The sequence below is a fragment of the Actinocatenispora comari genome (assembly GCF_017312725.1).
In the GTDB taxonomy this organism is placed as follows: domain Bacteria; phylum Actinomycetota; class Actinomycetes; order Mycobacteriales; family Micromonosporaceae; genus Actinocatenispora; species Actinocatenispora comari.
Map to the genome: position 1 here is coordinate 1 of NZ_BOPO01000090.1, position 15040 is coordinate 15040.

The following is a 15040-nucleotide window of genomic DNA, read 5'->3' on the forward strand; positions in this document are numbered from 1 at the left end:
CGCCGGGCGCGGCCCGTGGTTCGGCGGCGCCCGGCGCGGCCCGTGCGACGCCGTCCGGCGCGGCCCGCGGTACGGCTGGGCCCGGCACGGCCCGCGTCCTGGCGGCGCCGGGCGCGGCCCGGGTCATGCCGCTGGCCGGTGCGGCCCGGCGGATGCTGGTCGTGCTGGCGGTGGTGCTGCTCGCGGCGCTGTCCGGCGCGGTCCCCGGCGCCGCGGCGCATGCCGCCCCGGACGTCCGGGCGGACGAGTGGCAGCTGCCGCAACTGCACGCCGCCGACGCCTGGCAGCTGTCCACCGGCTCCGGGGTGACCGTCGCGGTCCTCGACTCCGGCGTGGACGCCGGCCATCCCGACCTCGCCGGCCGGGTCGAGAAGGGCATCGACCTGGTCGACGGCAGTACCGACGGGCGCAAGGACTTCGTCGGCCACGGCACGTCGGTGGCCGACCTGATCGCCGGCCGGCGGGACGGTCCCGGCGTGGTCGGCCTCGCGTACGACGCGAAGATCCTGCCGGTGCGGGTGCTCGACGCGCAGAACCGGTACGGCGACGCCGCGACCGTCGCGTCCGGCGTGCGGTGGGCGGTTGACCACGGCGCCCGGGTGATCAACCTGTCGCTGGGCGGTGCCGCGTCGTCGGACGCGCTGCACTCGGCCCTCCGGTACGCGCTGGATCACGACGTGGTGGTGGTCGCGTGCGCCGGCAACACGGCGGACCGGGCCGGCAAGGGCGTCTGGTACCCGGCGCGGGCGTCCGGCGTGGTCGCGGTGTCCGGCCTGAACCCGGACGAGACGTTCTGGTCCGGGTCGGTGTCCGGCCCGCAGGTGGCGCTGTCGGCGCCGGCGGACGGGCTGATCGGCGCCCGGCCGGGCGGGTACTGGCACGTGCAGGGCACCAGTTTCGCCGCGCCGCTGGTGTCCGCGACCGCGGCGCTGATCCGGTCGAAGTGGCCCACCATGTCCGCGGCGAACGTGGTGAACCGGCTGATCGCCACCGCCGACGACAAGGGGCCGCGCGGCCGGGACGACCGGTACGGGTACGGCATGGTCGACCCGGAGGCGGCGCTGACCGCCTCGGTGGGCCAGGTGGCCGCCAACCCGCTGGACACCGAGGCACCGAGCGCGTCGTCGGCCGGCGGCGCCGGTGCGGCCCCGACCGCGTCGCCGAGCGTGTCCCGCTCGCCCCGGGCCGAGCGTTCCGGCAACACGCAGACCGCGGTACTGGTGGGCATCGGCGCGGTGCTGATGGTGGCGGTGGCCGGCTTCCTCGCCCTCGCGCTGGCCCGCACCCGCCGCGACAACACCTAACCGCCGTGCCCGCGAGCGGTCCGGAACGGCCGTGCCGGGATTGGGCCCGGGATCGCCGGCGGCCACGGAGAGCTGCCGAGCGGGCCGCTTCTAGACTGACCGCATGAGCCCTTCGTCCCGGTTTGGTGTTGGCGCGGCTGCCGAGAGTGACGGCCGACGGTCGGTGCCGGGCCCGGCATGCGGCCGCTGACGCCGACCGACCCGCGCCGGCTCGGCCCGTACCCGCTGTTCGCGGAGCTGGGTCGGGGCGGCATGGGGCAGGTGCTGCTGGGCAGCGCGCCGGACGGGCGGCTCGTCGCGGTGAAGCTGGTCCGCCCGGACCTGGTCGCCGACGACGGCTTCCGGAGCCGGTTCCGCCGCGAGGTCGACGCCTCCCGGCGGGTTCCCGGGGTGCGTACCGCCGCGGTCGTCGACGCCGACCCGGACGCGCCGACGCCGTGGCTCGCCTCGGTGTTCGTGTGCGGGCCGTCCCTGCACGACGTGCTCGCCGACGGTGGCCCGCTGCCGGTCGACTCGACCGTACGGCTGGCGTCCGGGCTGGCCGCCGCGCTGGTCGAGATCCACCAGGCCGGGCTGGTGCACCGGGACCTGAAGCCGTCCAACGTGCTGCTCGCCGCGGACGGGCCGCGGGTGATCGACTTCGGCGTGGCCCAGACCGCCGACCGCCCGGCCGGCGCCGAACTCACCCGGGCCGGCTGGCTGGTCGGTTCGCCCGGCTTCATGTCCCCGGAGCAGGCGCTCGGCCAGCCGGTGACCGCCGCGAGCGACGTGTTCAGCCTCGGCGTCGTGCTGGTCGCCGCGGCCACCGGCGGCACCCCGTTCGACGGCCCGTCGGCGCCGCAGACCCTGTACAACGTCGTCTACGCCGAGCCCGAGCTGTCCGCGCTGCCCGAGCCGGTACGGTCGGTCGCCGCGCACTGCCTGGCCAAGGACCCGGCCGCGCGGCCCACCGCGCAGCAGCTGCTGACCGCGATCGGCGCGCAACCGCACACCGCGCGGCCCTGGCCGGCCGAGGTGCACCGGCGGATCGACGCGGAGCAGGCCGAGCTGTCCCGGCTCGCCAGCCAGGCCGCCTCCGTCCCGCCCGGCTCCCCCGTCCCACCCCCGTCCAGCGGCGCGGGGTCGCTCCGCGCTGCCGGCCCGACGGGCGGTGCCGGCCCCACCAGCGGCGCCGGCCCCACCAGCGGCGCCGGCCCCACCAGCGGCGCGGGTCCCGCCAGCGGTGCGGGTCCCGCCAGCGGCGCTGGCCCGGTCAGCGGTGCCGGCCCGGTCAGCGGCGCGGGGCCGACCAGTGGCGCGGGCCCGGTCAGCGGTGCGTGGTCGGCCGGCGGCGCAGGGCCGGTCGGTGGGGCGGGACCCGCTGGCGCGGGTGCGACCGTGGCGGTGCCGGAGCTCGCCGGGACGCAGCCCGGGCGGGGGTCGGCGCCGGTACCGCCGCCACCGACCCGGATCGACCGCCGGCCGGTGCTCCCGGCGCCGCGGCCGGAGCGTGGCTCCCGGCGCACCCGTACCGTCGTGCTCGTCGCGGCCGCGGCGGTGCTGCTCGTCGCGCTCGTCGTCGGGGTCGGGTTCGCGACCTCGTGGTTCCGGCCGGACCGGTCGACGCCGCCCGGTGCGGCCCACAGCCATCGCCCGACGCCCGCCTCGCCGTCACCGAGCGAGAGCCCGACCCCGAGCCCGAGCCCGACCGCCCCCGTCCCGGTCACCGGCGAGATCGACGGGTACGGCGGGGCCTGCGTCGACGTGGCCGGTGGCGCCACCGACGACGGCACCGCGATCCAGCTGCACAGCTGCAACGGCACCCAGGCACAGCAGTGGACGATCGGTACCGACGGCACCGTGCAGGCGTTCGGCAAGTGCATGGACGTCACCGGCGGCGCGACCGACAACGGCACCCCGATCCAGCTGTACGGCTGCAACGGCACGCCGGCGCAGCAGTGGCAGGTCGGTGCCGACGGCCAGCTCGTGAACGTCAAGTCGGGCCGCTGCCTGGACGCCACCGGCCCGAGCGCCGCCGACGGCACCCGGCTGCAGATCTGGGACTGCACCGGTGCCGACAACCAGCGCTGGAACCTCCCCAGCTGACCGGAGAGACTGGCGGGGGACCCTCGATCGAGCGGGCGACGAACGGGCCCGGCGCAACCGATCATGAGGTCCGCCAACAGCCTCCGGGGCCGATTGGTCAGGTGCAGGAGCCGGTGTCGACGCTGCCGGTGGCGGTACGGCCCTTGCTGGCCACCGGCGCGGCCTCGGCCGCGGTGAGCGCGAACCCGGTCTGCGGGTCGTCGGCGGCCGCCGCGAAGATCACCCCGTACACGGTGCCGGCGGGGGTGACGAGCGGCCCGCCGGAGTTGCCGCTGCGCACCTCGGACCGGATCGTGTACACCTCGCGTACCACCGTGCCGGAGTCGTAGATGTTGGGGCCGCGGATGTCGTGGCGGTCGCGCACCCGGGCCGGCTCCGCCGTGTACGGCCCGTCCAGCGGGTAGCCGAGCACGATCGCGTCCTTGCCCTCGCTGGCCGGGGTGCCGGCGAAGGCCAACGGCGGCGCGGTCAGGTCCGGCACGTACAGCACGGCCAGGTCGCGCTGCGAGTCGTACGCGACGACGGTGGCGCCGAGCCGGTCGCCGTTCTCGTTCTCCACCACCAGCGTCCTGGTACCGGCCACCACGTGCGCGTTGGTCAGCACGTGCTGCGGCGAGTAGACGAATCCGGAGCCCTCGATCCGGCGGGAGCAGCTCGGCGCGTCGCCGATCACCTTCACCACCGACTTGTGCAGCCGCTGCACCACCGCCGAGGACGCCAGCGCGGAGTCCGGCGGCGGTACCGACCGCACCTGGGTGGGGGTCAGGCCGCTGAACACGTCCGGGAAGTCGCTGGTGTTGACCGCGTCCCGGAGCCGGTTGTACAGCACCCGGGCGCCGGACGGCATCGCCGAGTCGACGCCGTGCAGCACCGCGGAGGTACGCACGCTCTTCGCCAGCCACGGCACCGACGACGAGCCGAGCGGTACCGCGATCATCCAGGAGACGACCAGGACCGCCACGATCGACACCGCGGCGCCGCCGAGGTCGTCGACCACCTGTACCCCGCGGCTGAGGATGGAGCGGCGGATCCGGGTGCCGAGCATCGCGGCGAGCGCCTGCAGCAGGACGGCCAGGATCAGCACGGTGGCCAGCGAGACGATCACCCGCATCGTCGGGGTGTGGAAGTGGTCGGCGGTGATCGGCGTCAGCTGCAGCCCGATCAGCGCGCCGCCGATGAAGCCGACGAACGACAGGATGCCCACCACGAAGCCCTGCCGGTAGCCGTTGATGGCGAACAGGATCGCCAACACCACGACCACGATGTCGACGACGCTGCCGTACACCCTGCGTCCCCCTCGCCTCGGCGTCCCGGTCGTGGGGTGCCAGGCCGACCAGGTGCCGGCCGGGCGAGGTTCGCTAGGAGACCTCGATGACCCCGGTCATGTGCTGCCTCACGTGATAGGTGCACACGAAGTCATACCGTCCGGCCGACGAAAGATCCACCTCGACCTCGCCCGGCTTGCCCTTTTTTACCATTCCGGTGTTCGCGTGCAGTCTCGTGACTTGCAGATCGTGCGGGGTGGCACCGGTCGTGACCAGCGTGATCGTCAACTTCCCGGGGTGCGCCTTGATCACGTTCGGGGTGAACTGCATGTTCTCGTCACCCTTGACCGTGATGTGCTGTACGCCGTTCGAACCGGTGGTCGCCGTGCCGACCCGGTCGCCGGCCGACGACGCGCCGTGCACGCCGCTGCCGTGCGCGCCCGCGAAGCCGCACCCGCCGGCGGCGAGCGCCACCCCGAGCAACGCCACCGGAAGGACGAACCGTGCGCGCCGGCCGGCGCGGTGCCGTGGTGCTGCCGATGCTCCAGCGGTCGACCTGGCCATCATTCGCATGACCTCAGCGTAGAAGCCGGGCAGCGGCACCCCACCGCGGGTCGGCGGGCCGGGTCGCGGCGGTCCGAAGCGGTTCAGAACCCGGGCGGCAGCGGTTCGACCCGGGTGGTGTCCCAGGCCCGGGCCCAGCCGCCGAGATCGAGCAGCCGGGCCAGGATGCCGCCGGTGAACCCCCACACCAGCATCCCGTCCAGCCGGAACGCGGCACCCACGTACCCGCTCGGGTGGCGCACCCGCAGCCGGTTGGCCGGGTCGGCCAGGCCGGCCAGCGGCAGCCGCGCCACCCGCGCCACCTCACCCGGATCCAGGTCGCCGAACCGGTGCGGGGACCGCCACCAGGCCAGCACCGGGGTGACCCGGAAGTCCGAGACGTTCAGGTACAGCTCGGGCAGGGTGCCGACGACCTGCACGGTGTCCGCGCGGACCCCGACCTCCTCGCCGGCCTCGCGCAGCGCGGTACCGGCGGGGCCGCCGTCGGTGGGTTCGACGCCGCCGCCCGGGAACGCGCACTGGCCGGGATGGTCGCGCAGCGTGCTGGCCCGCTGCAGGATCACCACGTCCGGCCCGGCCGGGCCGTCGGCGAGCAGGATCAGCACCGCGCTGCGGCGCGCGGACGGTGTCGGCTCGCCGAACGCCTCCGGCCGCAGCGCGCCGACCCGGGTCAGCAGCGGCTGCCACCAGCCGGGCAGCCCGGTGGCGGGATCGTCCGCGATCGCACTCACCGCCGCCCCCGGCCGGTCGGGTCGATCCGGTGGTCCGGGCGCGTCATCCCAGCTCCTTCTGCACCAGCGTGGCCAGCGAGTCGGCGGTCAGCGCGGTCGAGTTGTACGTGTAGGCGAGGCTGCCGTCGGCCCGCAGCAGCAGCGTGGTCGGCAGCGCGGTGCGGTGCACGCCGACGAGCAGTTCCCGCTTCGGGTCGTACAGGGTGGGCAGCCGCACGCCGGCCGCCTGCGCGAACGACAGCCCGGCGGTCTCGGTGTCCCGGGTGTCCACGGTGAGCACGACGACCTCGGGGTGCTTTTTCGCGTACGCCTGGATCTGCGGCAGCTCCTGCCGGCACGGGTCGCACCAGGACGCCCACAGGTTGATCACCGTGGGCTTCCCGTACGCCCGGGCGAGCGGCACCGGGCGGCCATCGTGCGCGCAGGTCAGCGTCACCGCCGGCGGCGTCGGTGTGCCGGTGGCCGGGCCGCGCGGGGTCGGGCAGGCGGCGAACCAGTCGGCCGCCGTACCGCTCGCGCCGGCGGACGGTCGCGCCGGGTGCCCGCTCGACCCGCCCCGGTCGCCGCTGCAGCCCGCGAGCGCCGCGAGCAGCACGAACACCGCGCCGGACAGCAGCAGACCGCGCCCCGCCGGCGACCGGCGTACCCGCCGAGGGTCGGTCGGCCCGGCGGCGGTCATGGTGCCGGAACGCCGGCGGCGGCCGCGAGTTCGGCGACCCGCGGGCCCTTCAACAGCTTCGCGGCCGCCACCGGGTCGGTCGGCCCGGTGCCGTACGACGGGCAGAGCTTGGCGAGGGTGCACGCGCCGCAGGCCGGCTTGCGGGCGTGGCAGACCCGCCGGCCGTGGAAGATCACCCGGTGCGACAGCATCGTCCAGTCGCGCCGGGGGAACAGGTCGCCGACCGCGAACTCGATCTTGACCGGGTCGGTCTCCGCGGTCCACCGCCAGCGGCCGACCAGCCGGGCGAAGTGGGTGTCGACGGTGATGCCCGGGACGTCGAAGGCGTTGCCGAGGATCACGTTCGCCGTCTTGCGGCCCATCCCGGGCAGCGCCACCAGGTCGGCCATCCGCCCCGGCACCTCGCCGTCGTACTTCTCCACCAGCGCGGCGCCGAGCTTGATCAGCGAGGTCGTCTTGTTCCGGTAGAAGCCGGTCGGTCGGATCAGCTCCTCCAGCTCGGCCCGGTCGGCGCCGGCGTACGCGGCGGCGGTCGGGTACCGCGCGAACAGCTTCGGCGTGACCTCGTTGATCTTCTTGTCGGTGGACTGCGCGGACAGGATGGTGGCCACCGCGAGCTGCAGCGGGTTGGTGAAGTCGAGCTCGCAGTGCGCATCCGGGTGCGTCTCGGCGAGGATGCGCCCCATGCGCCGGGCTCGCCGGGTGAGCGACAGTGGGCTCTCCGCCTCGGCGTTCGTCTCTCGGATCACCCGCCGAGCCTACGTCGGGGCACCGACGGCCCGGCCCGCTCGGGTGGTCCCCCGGGGGGCGCCCGGGGCGGCGGCAGTCGTGGAGATCACCGGGGTACGGAGCGTGAACGTGGCGCGGGCCCCTTCCCTGGCCGGGCGGGCCGCCAGTAGCGTCGGCCGGGTGTCCTCACCTGTCACCCTCGCCGTCGTCGGCGCCGGAAGCCGCGGCAACGCGTACGCCCGCTGGGCGCTGGAGCACCCCGACCGGGCCCGCGTGGTCGCCGTGGCCGAGCCCCGCGACGTGCGCCGGGATCGGTTCGCCGCCGAACACCAGATCCCGGCCGAGCACGCGTACCCCGACTGGCAGTCCCTCGCCCGCCGGCTCGCCGCCGGCCCACCGCTCGTCGACGCGGTGCTCGTCTGCACCCAGGACCGGATGCACACCGAGCCGGTACTGGAGTTCCTGAAGCACGGCCTGCACGTGCTGGTGGAGAAGCCGCTCGCGCCGACCGAGACCGAGTGCCGGCAGCTGGTCGGCGCGGCCGAGGCGGCCGGCGTGCTGTTCGCGGTCGGTCACGTGATGCGCTACACCCCGTACACCCAGGCCCTCAAGCAGGTCGTCGACGACGGGGTGCTGGGCGACATCATGAGCGTGCAGCACCTGGAGCCGGTCGGGTACTGGCACCAGGCCCACTCGTACGTGCGGGGCAACTGGCGGCGGGCCGACGAGTCGACGTTCATGCTGCTCGCCAAGTCCTGCCACGACCTCGACTGGCTGCAGTACGTGCTGGGCGAGGCGCCGACCCGGGTGTCCAGCTTCGGCCGGCTGTCGCACTTCACCCGGGAGCACAAGCCGGCCGGCGCCGCCGACCGGTGCCTGGACTGCTCGGTCGAGCCGGACTGCCCGTTCTCGGCGAAGCGGTTCTACTTCGACCGGCTGGTGCAGGGCGACCGGGGCTGGCCGATCGACGTGCTGGTCGACGAGTTCACCGCCGACGCGCTCGGCGACGCGCTGCGGCACGGCCCGTACGGGCGGTGCGTGTACGACTGCGACAACGACGTGGTGGACCACCAGGTGGTGAACATGGAGTACCCGTCGGGTGCGACCGCGGTGTTCACCATGACCGGGTTCAGCCGGCAGGGGCACCGGGAGACGAAGCTGTTCGGTACCCGGGGCGAGCTGACCGGCGACGGCGAGAAGCTGGACGTGTTCGACTTCCTCACCGACACGCACCGCATCATCGACACCACCACCGTCGGTGACGCCAGCGCGGCCGGCGGGCACGGTGGCGGCGACGCCGGGCTGATGGACGGGTTCGTGTCGGCGCTGGAGACCGGCGACGCGTCCCGGATCGCATCCGGGCCGCGCGACTCGCTGACCAGCCATCTGACCGTGTTCGCGGCGGAGCGGGCCCGGCTGCGGGGCAGCGTGGAGCCGGTGTCCCCACCGTTGGAGCTCATCGTCGGTTGAGCCGGCGGCGTGTCGCCGCCAGCAGCGCCGTGCCCGCTTCGCATCGAAGCAGGTACGGCGCTGCTGTCTTTGCTGGTGCCGTCGCCGGGCGGCGGTCATCCGCGGGCCGGGCGGCGTTCACCGAAGTGGTGCTCGCAAGGGTCTTGCTCGGTGGAATCGGCGATGTTAACTTTGCGTGATCCAAACGGATTCTCGTGTTAGAAGTCTCAACCACGCTGGTCATCAGGCGTACGACGGAGCACCTGTCGGGCGTCCTGGGGCCGGTCGTCTCGGCTCTGGCGGCCGGACCAGAAACGACGGAGGGCTCGCATGTCAGCGGTCGATGCCCGGGCCGGTGCCCGATCCGCCGACACGGTGGGCGCCGGTGACCGGCCACCGCCACGCCGGCGGCGGCCCCGGCACCTGCGCGAGTACCTGCTGTTCCTCGCGTTCATCGTGCCGAACTTCTTCTTCGTCATCGTGTTCGCGTACTGGCCGGTCATCTACAACGCGTACCTGAGCCTGACCAGCTGGAACATGCTGGCGCCGGTGAAGGAGTTCGTCGGGCTGACCAACTACACCGACCTGCTCACCGACGGCGACTTCCTGGGCACGCTGCGGATCACCGTGATCTTCGTACTCGGCATCGTGCTCGGCAGCATGGTGCTGGGCCTCGCGATCGCGGTGCTGCTGAACGAGAAGCTGATCGGCCGCGGGTTCGTCCGGACCATGGCGTTCGCGCCGCACATCCTGTCCGGCGCCGCGATCGGCACCATCTGGCTGTTCATCTTCGACCCGAACTACGGCCTGCTGCGGCCGATCTTCGGCGTCGTCGGGCTCGCCTCGCCGAACTGGATGACCAGCTCGAAGTGGGCCCTGCCCGGGCTGATCATCGTCTACCTGTGGAAGAACATGGGCTTCATCGCCACCGTGTACCTCGCCGGTCTGCAGAACGTGCCGCGCGACCTGTACGAGGCGGCGGCGATCGACGGCTCCGGCCCGTGGCACACGTTCCGGAAGATCACCTTCCCGATGCTGTCGCCGGTCACGTTCTTCCTGGTGATCACGACGACGATCGGCACCTTCCAGGCGTTCGACATCATCGCGCTGATGACCGGCGGTGGGCCGGGCAACTCCACCACGATCCTCAGCTGGTTCATCTACCAGCAGGCGTTCAAGGCGTTCGACGCCGGTCACGCCGCGGCCGCCGCGATGTTGATGTTCGTCGTACTGATCATCATCACCGCGCTGCAGGCCCGGTTCCTCGAGCGGAAGGTGCACTACCGGTGACGACCTCCACTGTGGACAGTCCGGCCCGGCGGTCCAGCCGCGGTGGCCGGGTGCTGCGGTACGTGCTGCTCGTGGTGGTGGCCTGCGTGGTGCTGGGCCCGATCTACTGGCTCGTCACCTCGGCCCTCAAGCCGACCGCGGACATCTACACGTACCCGCCGACCTGGATCCCGAACCCGCTGCACCTGCGCTGGTCGAACTTCGCGGACGCCTGGCACGCCGCACCGTTCGGCCGGTTCTTCCTCAACTCGCTGATCGTCACCGCGATCGGCACCGTCGGCGAGATGCTCTGCGCCACGCTCTGCGCGTACGCGTTCGCGTTCCTGCGGTTCCCGTTCAAGAAGGTGCTGTTCGGGGTGCTGCTGGGCGCGATGATGGTGCCCGGCCACGTGACGCTGCTGCCGAACTACCTCACCATCTCCGACCTCGGCTGGATCAACACGTACCAGGGGCTGATCTTCCCGGGCCTCGGGTCGGTGTTCGCCACGTTCCTGTTGCGGCAGCACATGATGACGCTGCCGGGCGAGGTGCTGGACGCGGCGAAGGTGGACGGCGCCGGCCACCTGCGCACCATGTTCCGGGTGGTGCTGCCGCTGTCGCGGCCGATGCTGATCACCGCCGGCGTGATCACCCTGGTGGCCAAGTGGAACGACTTCATCTGGCCGCTGATCGTCACCAACTCGACCAACATGCGCACCGTCCCCATCGGGTTGCTGTTCCTCAAGACCCAGGAGGGCTACAACAACTGGGGCGCGATCATGGCCGCCACCGTTCTGGTCATCGTGCCCGTGCTGGTCGTCTTCTTCTTCGCCCAACGACAGATCGTCGCCGGCCTCACCCAAGGCGCCACCAAGGGCTGAGCCCGCCTCACCCACCACATTGGACATCCCACGTACTCGACGTGGGTACGGAAACGGAGAACAGCATGGTTGCTCCTGCCCGGCTGAGCCGACGCTCGCTGCTGGCCGCGTCCGGCGGTGCGGCACTCGCCCTCACCGCCGCCGGGTGCGGCGGTGGCAGCGGCGGCGGCAACGGCTTCGCCCAGGCGTCCGGCGACAAGGTCCCGGACAAGTACGCCAAGCGCACCCGCGTCGTGGTCTGGCACGCGTACTCGGGGAACCCCGGTACGGCGATCACCGAGCTGGCGAAGCGGTTCAACGAGTCGCAGTCCGACGTGTACGTGGAGGCCCAGTTCCAGGGCACCTACGACGAGACGGCGCAGAAGGTCACCGCCGCGGTGCAGGCCAAGAAGATCCCGGACCTGGTCACCTTCTCCGAGGTCAACTGGCACAACTTCTACCTCAACGACCTGCTGGAGCCGCTGGACGGCTACTTCGGCTCGGGGCTGAAGCGCTCCGCCTACAACCAGAAGCTGCTGTCCGAGGGCGTGCTCAAGGACAAGCTGTGGTGGCTGCCGCTGGCCCGGTCGACGCCGATCTTCTACTACAACAAGACGCTGTTCCACAAGGCGGGGCTGCCCGACCGTGGGCCGGCGACCTGGGACGAGTGGCGCGACTGGTCCAAGCAGATCAAGGGCCTGAAGGTCAAGGGCAAGCAGGTCAAGATGGAGGCGTACCAGAAGGTCGACGGGGACTGGCAGTTCCAGGGTTCCGTCTGGCAGTGGGGCGGCGCGTACTCCAACGGGCTGAACGTCGCGATCGACCAGGACCCGGCGGTGGCCGCCGGCGAGTGGCAGCGGGAGCTGATCTTCAAGGACAAGATGGCCTACATGGCCGACAGTCCCAGCGTCGACTTCCAGAACCAGCTGATCGCCACCCTGGTCACCTCCACCGGCGGGCTGCAGGGCATGACCGAGGCCGCCGAGAAGGGCAAGTGGGAGGTCGGCACCGCGTTCGTACCGAAGAAGGAGCAGCAGGTCGTGCCGACCGGCGGCGGCGGCTTCGGGATGCTCGCGTACTCGCCGAAGGACCGCAAGCAGGCTGCGTGGAAGTTCATCGAGTTCTGCGGCAAGGCGGAGAACTCCGCCTACTGGACGCTGACCACCGGCTACCTGCCGGTCATCGACGCGGCGGTGGACGAGCCCGACCTGAAGAAGCGGCTCGCCGACGACCCGAACTTCTCCACCGCGGTCAAGCAGCTCGACATCGTCCGCAAGGAGGACGAGGTGCGGCTGATGGTGCCCAACGCCAACATCCTCATCTACACCGGGCTGCAGAAGATCTGGGCCAACAACACGCCGGCCAAGCAGGTCTTCACCGACGTGGCCGGGCAGCTCAAGAAGGCCACCGACAAGGTGCGCAAGAACATCGAGAAGCACATCTGACAGTCCACTGTGGACGAAGCGGCGCGGCGGTCCCCCGACCGTCGCGCCGGTCCGTAACGACGACGAGGAACGTGGGGACGCAGCATGTCTGACCGGATCCGGATCATCGGCCACCGCGGCGCGCTCGGGCTGGAGCCGGAGAACACGCTCCGCTCGTTCCGCCGGGCCCAGCAGGTCGGCGCCGACGAGGTCGAGCTCGACATCCGGCTCTCCGCCGACGGGGCGCTCGTCGTCGTGCACGATGCCACCGTGGACCGCACCACCGACGGCACCGGTACCGTCGCCGAACTCACCCTGGCCCAGCTGCAGGCGCTGGACGCCGGCGCCGGCGAACGCATCCCCACCTACGCCGAGGTGCTCGACGCCATCGACCTCCCGGTACAGACGGAGATCAAGGCGATCGAGGCGGTACCGGCGTTCGCCGCGCTGGTGCGCGAACGACACCTCGCCGACCGGGTGTACGTCGGGTCGTTCCACGCCGAGATCCTCGCCGCGGTGCGCGACGCGGTACCGGAGGTGGCACGGGCGCTGATCCTGCCGTCCGCGCCGGCGGACGCGGTCGAGCAGGCCCGGGCCGTCGGCGCGTCCTGGCTCGCGCTGGGCATCCGCAACCTCACCGCCGAGCTGGTCGCCGCGGTGCACGACGCAGGCATCGCCATCGACGCCTGGCCGGTACCGGATCCGGAGACCCTGGACCGGGCCCGCACGTTCGGGGTCGCCGCCGTCACCACCGACAACCCGCACCTGCTCACCTGAGCCCGAACCGGCCGCCCAGACCCGGCCGGCGCCACAGCGGTGGTCGAGCTGGCCGCCGAGACCGGGCCTGCCGGGGCGACGGCCCGCGTCGAACCCGCCGCGGGCAACCGGGTACGCGTCAGCCGGCGGCCCGGTCGATCCGGGGCTGCCAGTACAGCTCCAGCCGGGACAGGTCGGTGCCGGCGGGCAGCGGCACCGTGTCGCTCTCCTGGCACCTGCCGGCGGACAACGCGGCCGTGGACGCCTCGTCGTACCGGTCGCACATCGGTTCGTCCACCACGACCAGGGGGTCGAGATCGCCGGCCAGGATGCGGCCGTGCCGATCCCGGAGCACCACGACGACGTACTGCACGTGCTGCCGGGACCGGTGGTCGAGATGGAGCTCGAACCCGATCCGGGCGGTCGCCTGGTAGCCGCGGGCGTCGGTCGTCGTGCCGAAGACACGCAGGTGCCCGATGGTCGCTCTGGTGTGCAGCGGTGCGTCGAGGTCGGCGTACGCCTCGCCCGCGGCGGCGATCCGGTCCACCGGGATCCACCCGGCGGCGACCACCTGCACGCTGATGCCGGTGACCGAGCCGAGCCAGCCGTCGTCGGCGTGTTCCTGGCTGACGAACTGGCCGGTGATCGCGGTCTCGGCGCCCGGCGCGAGCGCCTGAACCTGCGTGATGTCGGTGCCGTCGCCGAAGACGCCGGCCGACCGGCCGGGCGCCGGCCGCAGCCGCACCCGTACGGAGATCGCGTAGGCGCCGTCCGGGCACGGGTTGCGGAGCACCGCGGCGTACCGGATCCTGCCCTCCTTCCGGGCCACCGACCAGCCCTGATCGGCCACCTGTACCTCGCAGATCCGGCCGGGCGCGGGCAGCGAGCCGAGATCCTGCCGCGTCGCGGTGGGCGCGATCGTCGGATCGTTCCACCGGTGCACGCCGACCACCAACCCCGCCACGACCGCCAGCAGCACGACACCGGCCAGCCCGGCCAGTACCGCCCGCCGCCGCCGCCCCGGCCGCGCCGCGTCGGCCTCCGGCGCGTCGGCGACCGCGGCCACCGGCGCACCCCCGGGCTCGACGGCCGACCCATCGACGTCCGGCCCGTCCGGCCCGGGCCCGCCAGCTTCGGGTTCGGCCGCCTCGGCCGGCTCGACGGGGGCGGGGTCGGGGTGGGCTTCGGGGTCGGGCGGCGTGGGATCGGGCGGGGTACTCACGAGCCGTTCCCGGTGTGCGAGCGCAGCCTGGCGACGGTGGCGCGGGTGATCGCGGTGGCCGCCCAGCGGTGCCGGTCCTGGGTCATCCGCTCGCCGGTCAGCTCGACGTACACCTCCAGCAGCAGGTTCTCCTCGCGCACGGCGATCAGGTAGCCGCCGCCGAGTGCGAACGCGTCGGCGCCGGTGGCCTTCGCGGTGCAGAACGCGGTGGGCACGCCGAGGCCGGTCGCGTCGGTGAACCGGACCGGCTCCCGGCCGACCGACTGCGGCGTCGGCAGCGAAACGTCGCCGGTGTCGCCGCGAAGGTCGCCCGCCCTGCTGTGCAGGTACGCCCGGGCCGCCTGGCGCCGGGACGGGTAGACCGCGAACGCGACCCGCACCAGGCTGGTCGGGCCACCGGCGGCCGCGTGCAGGTCGTACCCGCCGGTGCAGTAGTCGACCCGGAGCCCGGTCTCCCCACCGGTCCCGTCGTCGTGCGTCGGCACCGAGCGGGACCGGTCGGTCGCGAACGGGTCGGCGGTCCGCAGCGGCGACACGTCGACCAGGTCGCACGGCCGGCGCACCGGGTCGTACCGCCCGGCGGCGCTCCACCGGACCGCGCCGACGGCGGCCGCGACGGCCAGGACGGCGGCCGCCCCGCCGAGCCACCACCGGGCCCGGCGCGATCGTGCGGCGGGGATCGGATCGTCCATGCGGCGGGCTC

At 73.1% G+C, this 15040-nt stretch carries 13 protein-coding genes and 1 pseudogene; 7 read left to right on the forward strand and 7 right to left on the reverse strand.

The window, feature by feature from the left end:
* Both mycP and NUM_RS22985 read left to right on the forward strand, forming a co-directional pair.
* Window positions 1–1304: type VII secretion-associated serine protease mycosin (mycP, locus tag NUM_RS22980; protein ID WP_440588074.1), on the forward strand; the 1304-nt coding region annotated here is incomplete at its 5' end.
* Between the two features lie 177 nt (window positions 1305–1481).
* A complete protein-coding gene (locus NUM_RS22985) occupies window positions 1482–3389 on the forward strand; it encodes a serine/threonine-protein kinase (RefSeq protein ID WP_207126990.1) in 1908 nt (635 codons plus the stop codon).
* Between the two features lie 97 nt (window positions 3390–3486).
* Here the strand turns inward: NUM_RS22985 and NUM_RS22990 are convergent, their stop codons facing one another.
* The 5 genes and pseudogenes from NUM_RS22990 to nth form a co-directional block, all read right to left on the reverse strand.
* Complete coding sequence (locus NUM_RS22990) at window positions 3487–4674, reverse strand: MarP family serine protease (RefSeq protein ID WP_207126991.1); 1188 nt, start codon at window positions 4672–4674, stop codon at window positions 3487–3489.
* Window positions 4675–4747: 73 nt separating this feature from the next.
* The gene (locus NUM_RS22995) at window positions 4748–5227 is read right to left on the reverse strand and encodes a cupredoxin domain-containing protein (RefSeq protein ID WP_207126992.1); all 480 of its coding nucleotides are present in this window, start codon (window positions 5225–5227) and stop codon (window positions 4748–4750) included.
* Window positions 5228–5231: 4 nt separating this feature from the next.
* Window positions 5232–5916, reverse strand: a pseudogene (locus NUM_RS23000) (NUDIX hydrolase).
* Window positions 5917–5992: 76 nt separating this feature from the next.
* Window positions 5993–6628 carry a TlpA family protein disulfide reductase gene (locus tag NUM_RS23005; protein ID WP_207126993.1) on the reverse strand — a complete coding sequence of 212 codons (636 nt, stop codon included), beginning with the start codon at window positions 6626–6628 and terminating at the stop codon, window positions 5993–5995.
* A complete protein-coding gene (gene nth / locus NUM_RS23010) occupies window positions 6625–7314 on the reverse strand; it encodes an endonuclease III (RefSeq protein ID WP_207126994.1) in 690 nt (229 codons plus the stop codon). The genes NUM_RS23005 and nth overlap by 4 nt, the downstream gene beginning before the upstream one ends.
* Window positions 7315–7537: 223 nt before the next feature.
* Here nth and NUM_RS23015 point away from each other — a divergent pair, with 223 nt between their 5' ends.
* The 5 genes from NUM_RS23015 (at window position 7538) to NUM_RS23035 (ending at window position 13136) form a co-directional block, all read left to right on the forward strand.
* Window positions 7538–8827, forward strand: a complete 1290-nt coding sequence (locus NUM_RS23015) for a Gfo/Idh/MocA family protein (protein ID WP_225918785.1) — start codon at window positions 7538–7540, stop codon at window positions 8825–8827.
* 309 nt (window positions 8828–9136) lie between these two features.
* A complete protein-coding gene (locus tag NUM_RS23020) occupies window positions 9137–10096 on the forward strand; it encodes a carbohydrate ABC transporter permease (RefSeq protein ID WP_207126996.1) in 960 nt (319 codons plus the stop codon).
* On the forward strand, window positions 10093–10956 hold the full coding sequence (locus NUM_RS23025) for a carbohydrate ABC transporter permease (RefSeq protein ID WP_207126997.1): 864 nt from the start codon (window positions 10093–10095) through the stop codon (window positions 10954–10956). The genes NUM_RS23020 and NUM_RS23025 overlap by 4 nt, the downstream gene beginning before the upstream one ends.
* Before the next feature lie 65 nt (window positions 10957–11021).
* Window positions 11022–12380: an ABC transporter substrate-binding protein gene (locus tag NUM_RS23030; RefSeq protein ID WP_207126998.1), complete on the forward strand. Its 1359-nt coding sequence runs from the start codon at window positions 11022–11024 to the stop codon at window positions 12378–12380.
* Between the two features lie 84 nt (window positions 12381–12464).
* A complete protein-coding gene (locus NUM_RS23035) occupies window positions 12465–13136 on the forward strand; it encodes a glycerophosphodiester phosphodiesterase (protein WP_207126999.1) in 672 nt (223 codons plus the stop codon).
* 118 nt (window positions 13137–13254) lie between these two features.
* On the opposite strand, the gene NUM_RS23040 is transcribed toward NUM_RS23035, so the two are convergent.
* Entirely contained in the window at window positions 13255–14337 is a 1083-nt protein-coding gene (locus tag NUM_RS23040) for a hypothetical protein (RefSeq protein WP_207127000.1), read from the reverse strand.
* Entirely contained in the window at window positions 14334–15029 is a 696-nt protein-coding gene (locus NUM_RS23045) for a hypothetical protein (RefSeq protein ID WP_207127001.1), read from the reverse strand. The genes NUM_RS23040 and NUM_RS23045 overlap by 4 nt, the downstream gene beginning before the upstream one ends.
* Window positions 15030–15040 lie beyond the last annotated feature (11 nt).

Bases quoted from the DNA above. Each gene is read 5' to 3' on its own strand.
- NUM_RS22995 (WP_207126992.1), bottom strand. From the start codon at position 5,227: ATGCGAATGATGGCCAGGTCGACCGCTGGAGCATCGGCAGCACCACGG.
- NUM_RS23030 (WP_207126998.1), top strand. From the start codon at position 11,022: ATGGTTGCTCCTGCCCGGCTGAGCCGACGCTCGCTGCTGGCCGCGTCC.
- NUM_RS23020 (WP_207126996.1), top strand. From the start codon at position 9,137: ATGTCAGCGGTCGATGCCCGGGCCGGTGCCCGATCCGCCGACACGGTG.
- NUM_RS22985 (WP_207126990.1), top strand. From the start codon at position 1,482: ATGCGGCCGCTGACGCCGACCGACCCGCGCCGGCTCGGCCCGTACCCG.
- nth (WP_207126994.1), bottom strand. From the start codon at position 7,314: ATGGGGCGCATCCTCGCCGAGACGCACCCGGATGCGCACTGCGAGCTC.
- NUM_RS23005 (WP_207126993.1), bottom strand. From the start codon at position 6,628: ATGACCGCCGCCGGGCCGACCGACCCTCGGCGGGTACGCCGGTCGCCG.
- NUM_RS23045 (WP_207127001.1), bottom strand. From the start codon at position 15,029: ATGGACGATCCGATCCCCGCCGCACGATCGCGCCGGGCCCGGTGGTGG.
- NUM_RS23035 (WP_207126999.1), top strand. From the start codon at position 12,465: ATGTCTGACCGGATCCGGATCATCGGCCACCGCGGCGCGCTCGGGCTG.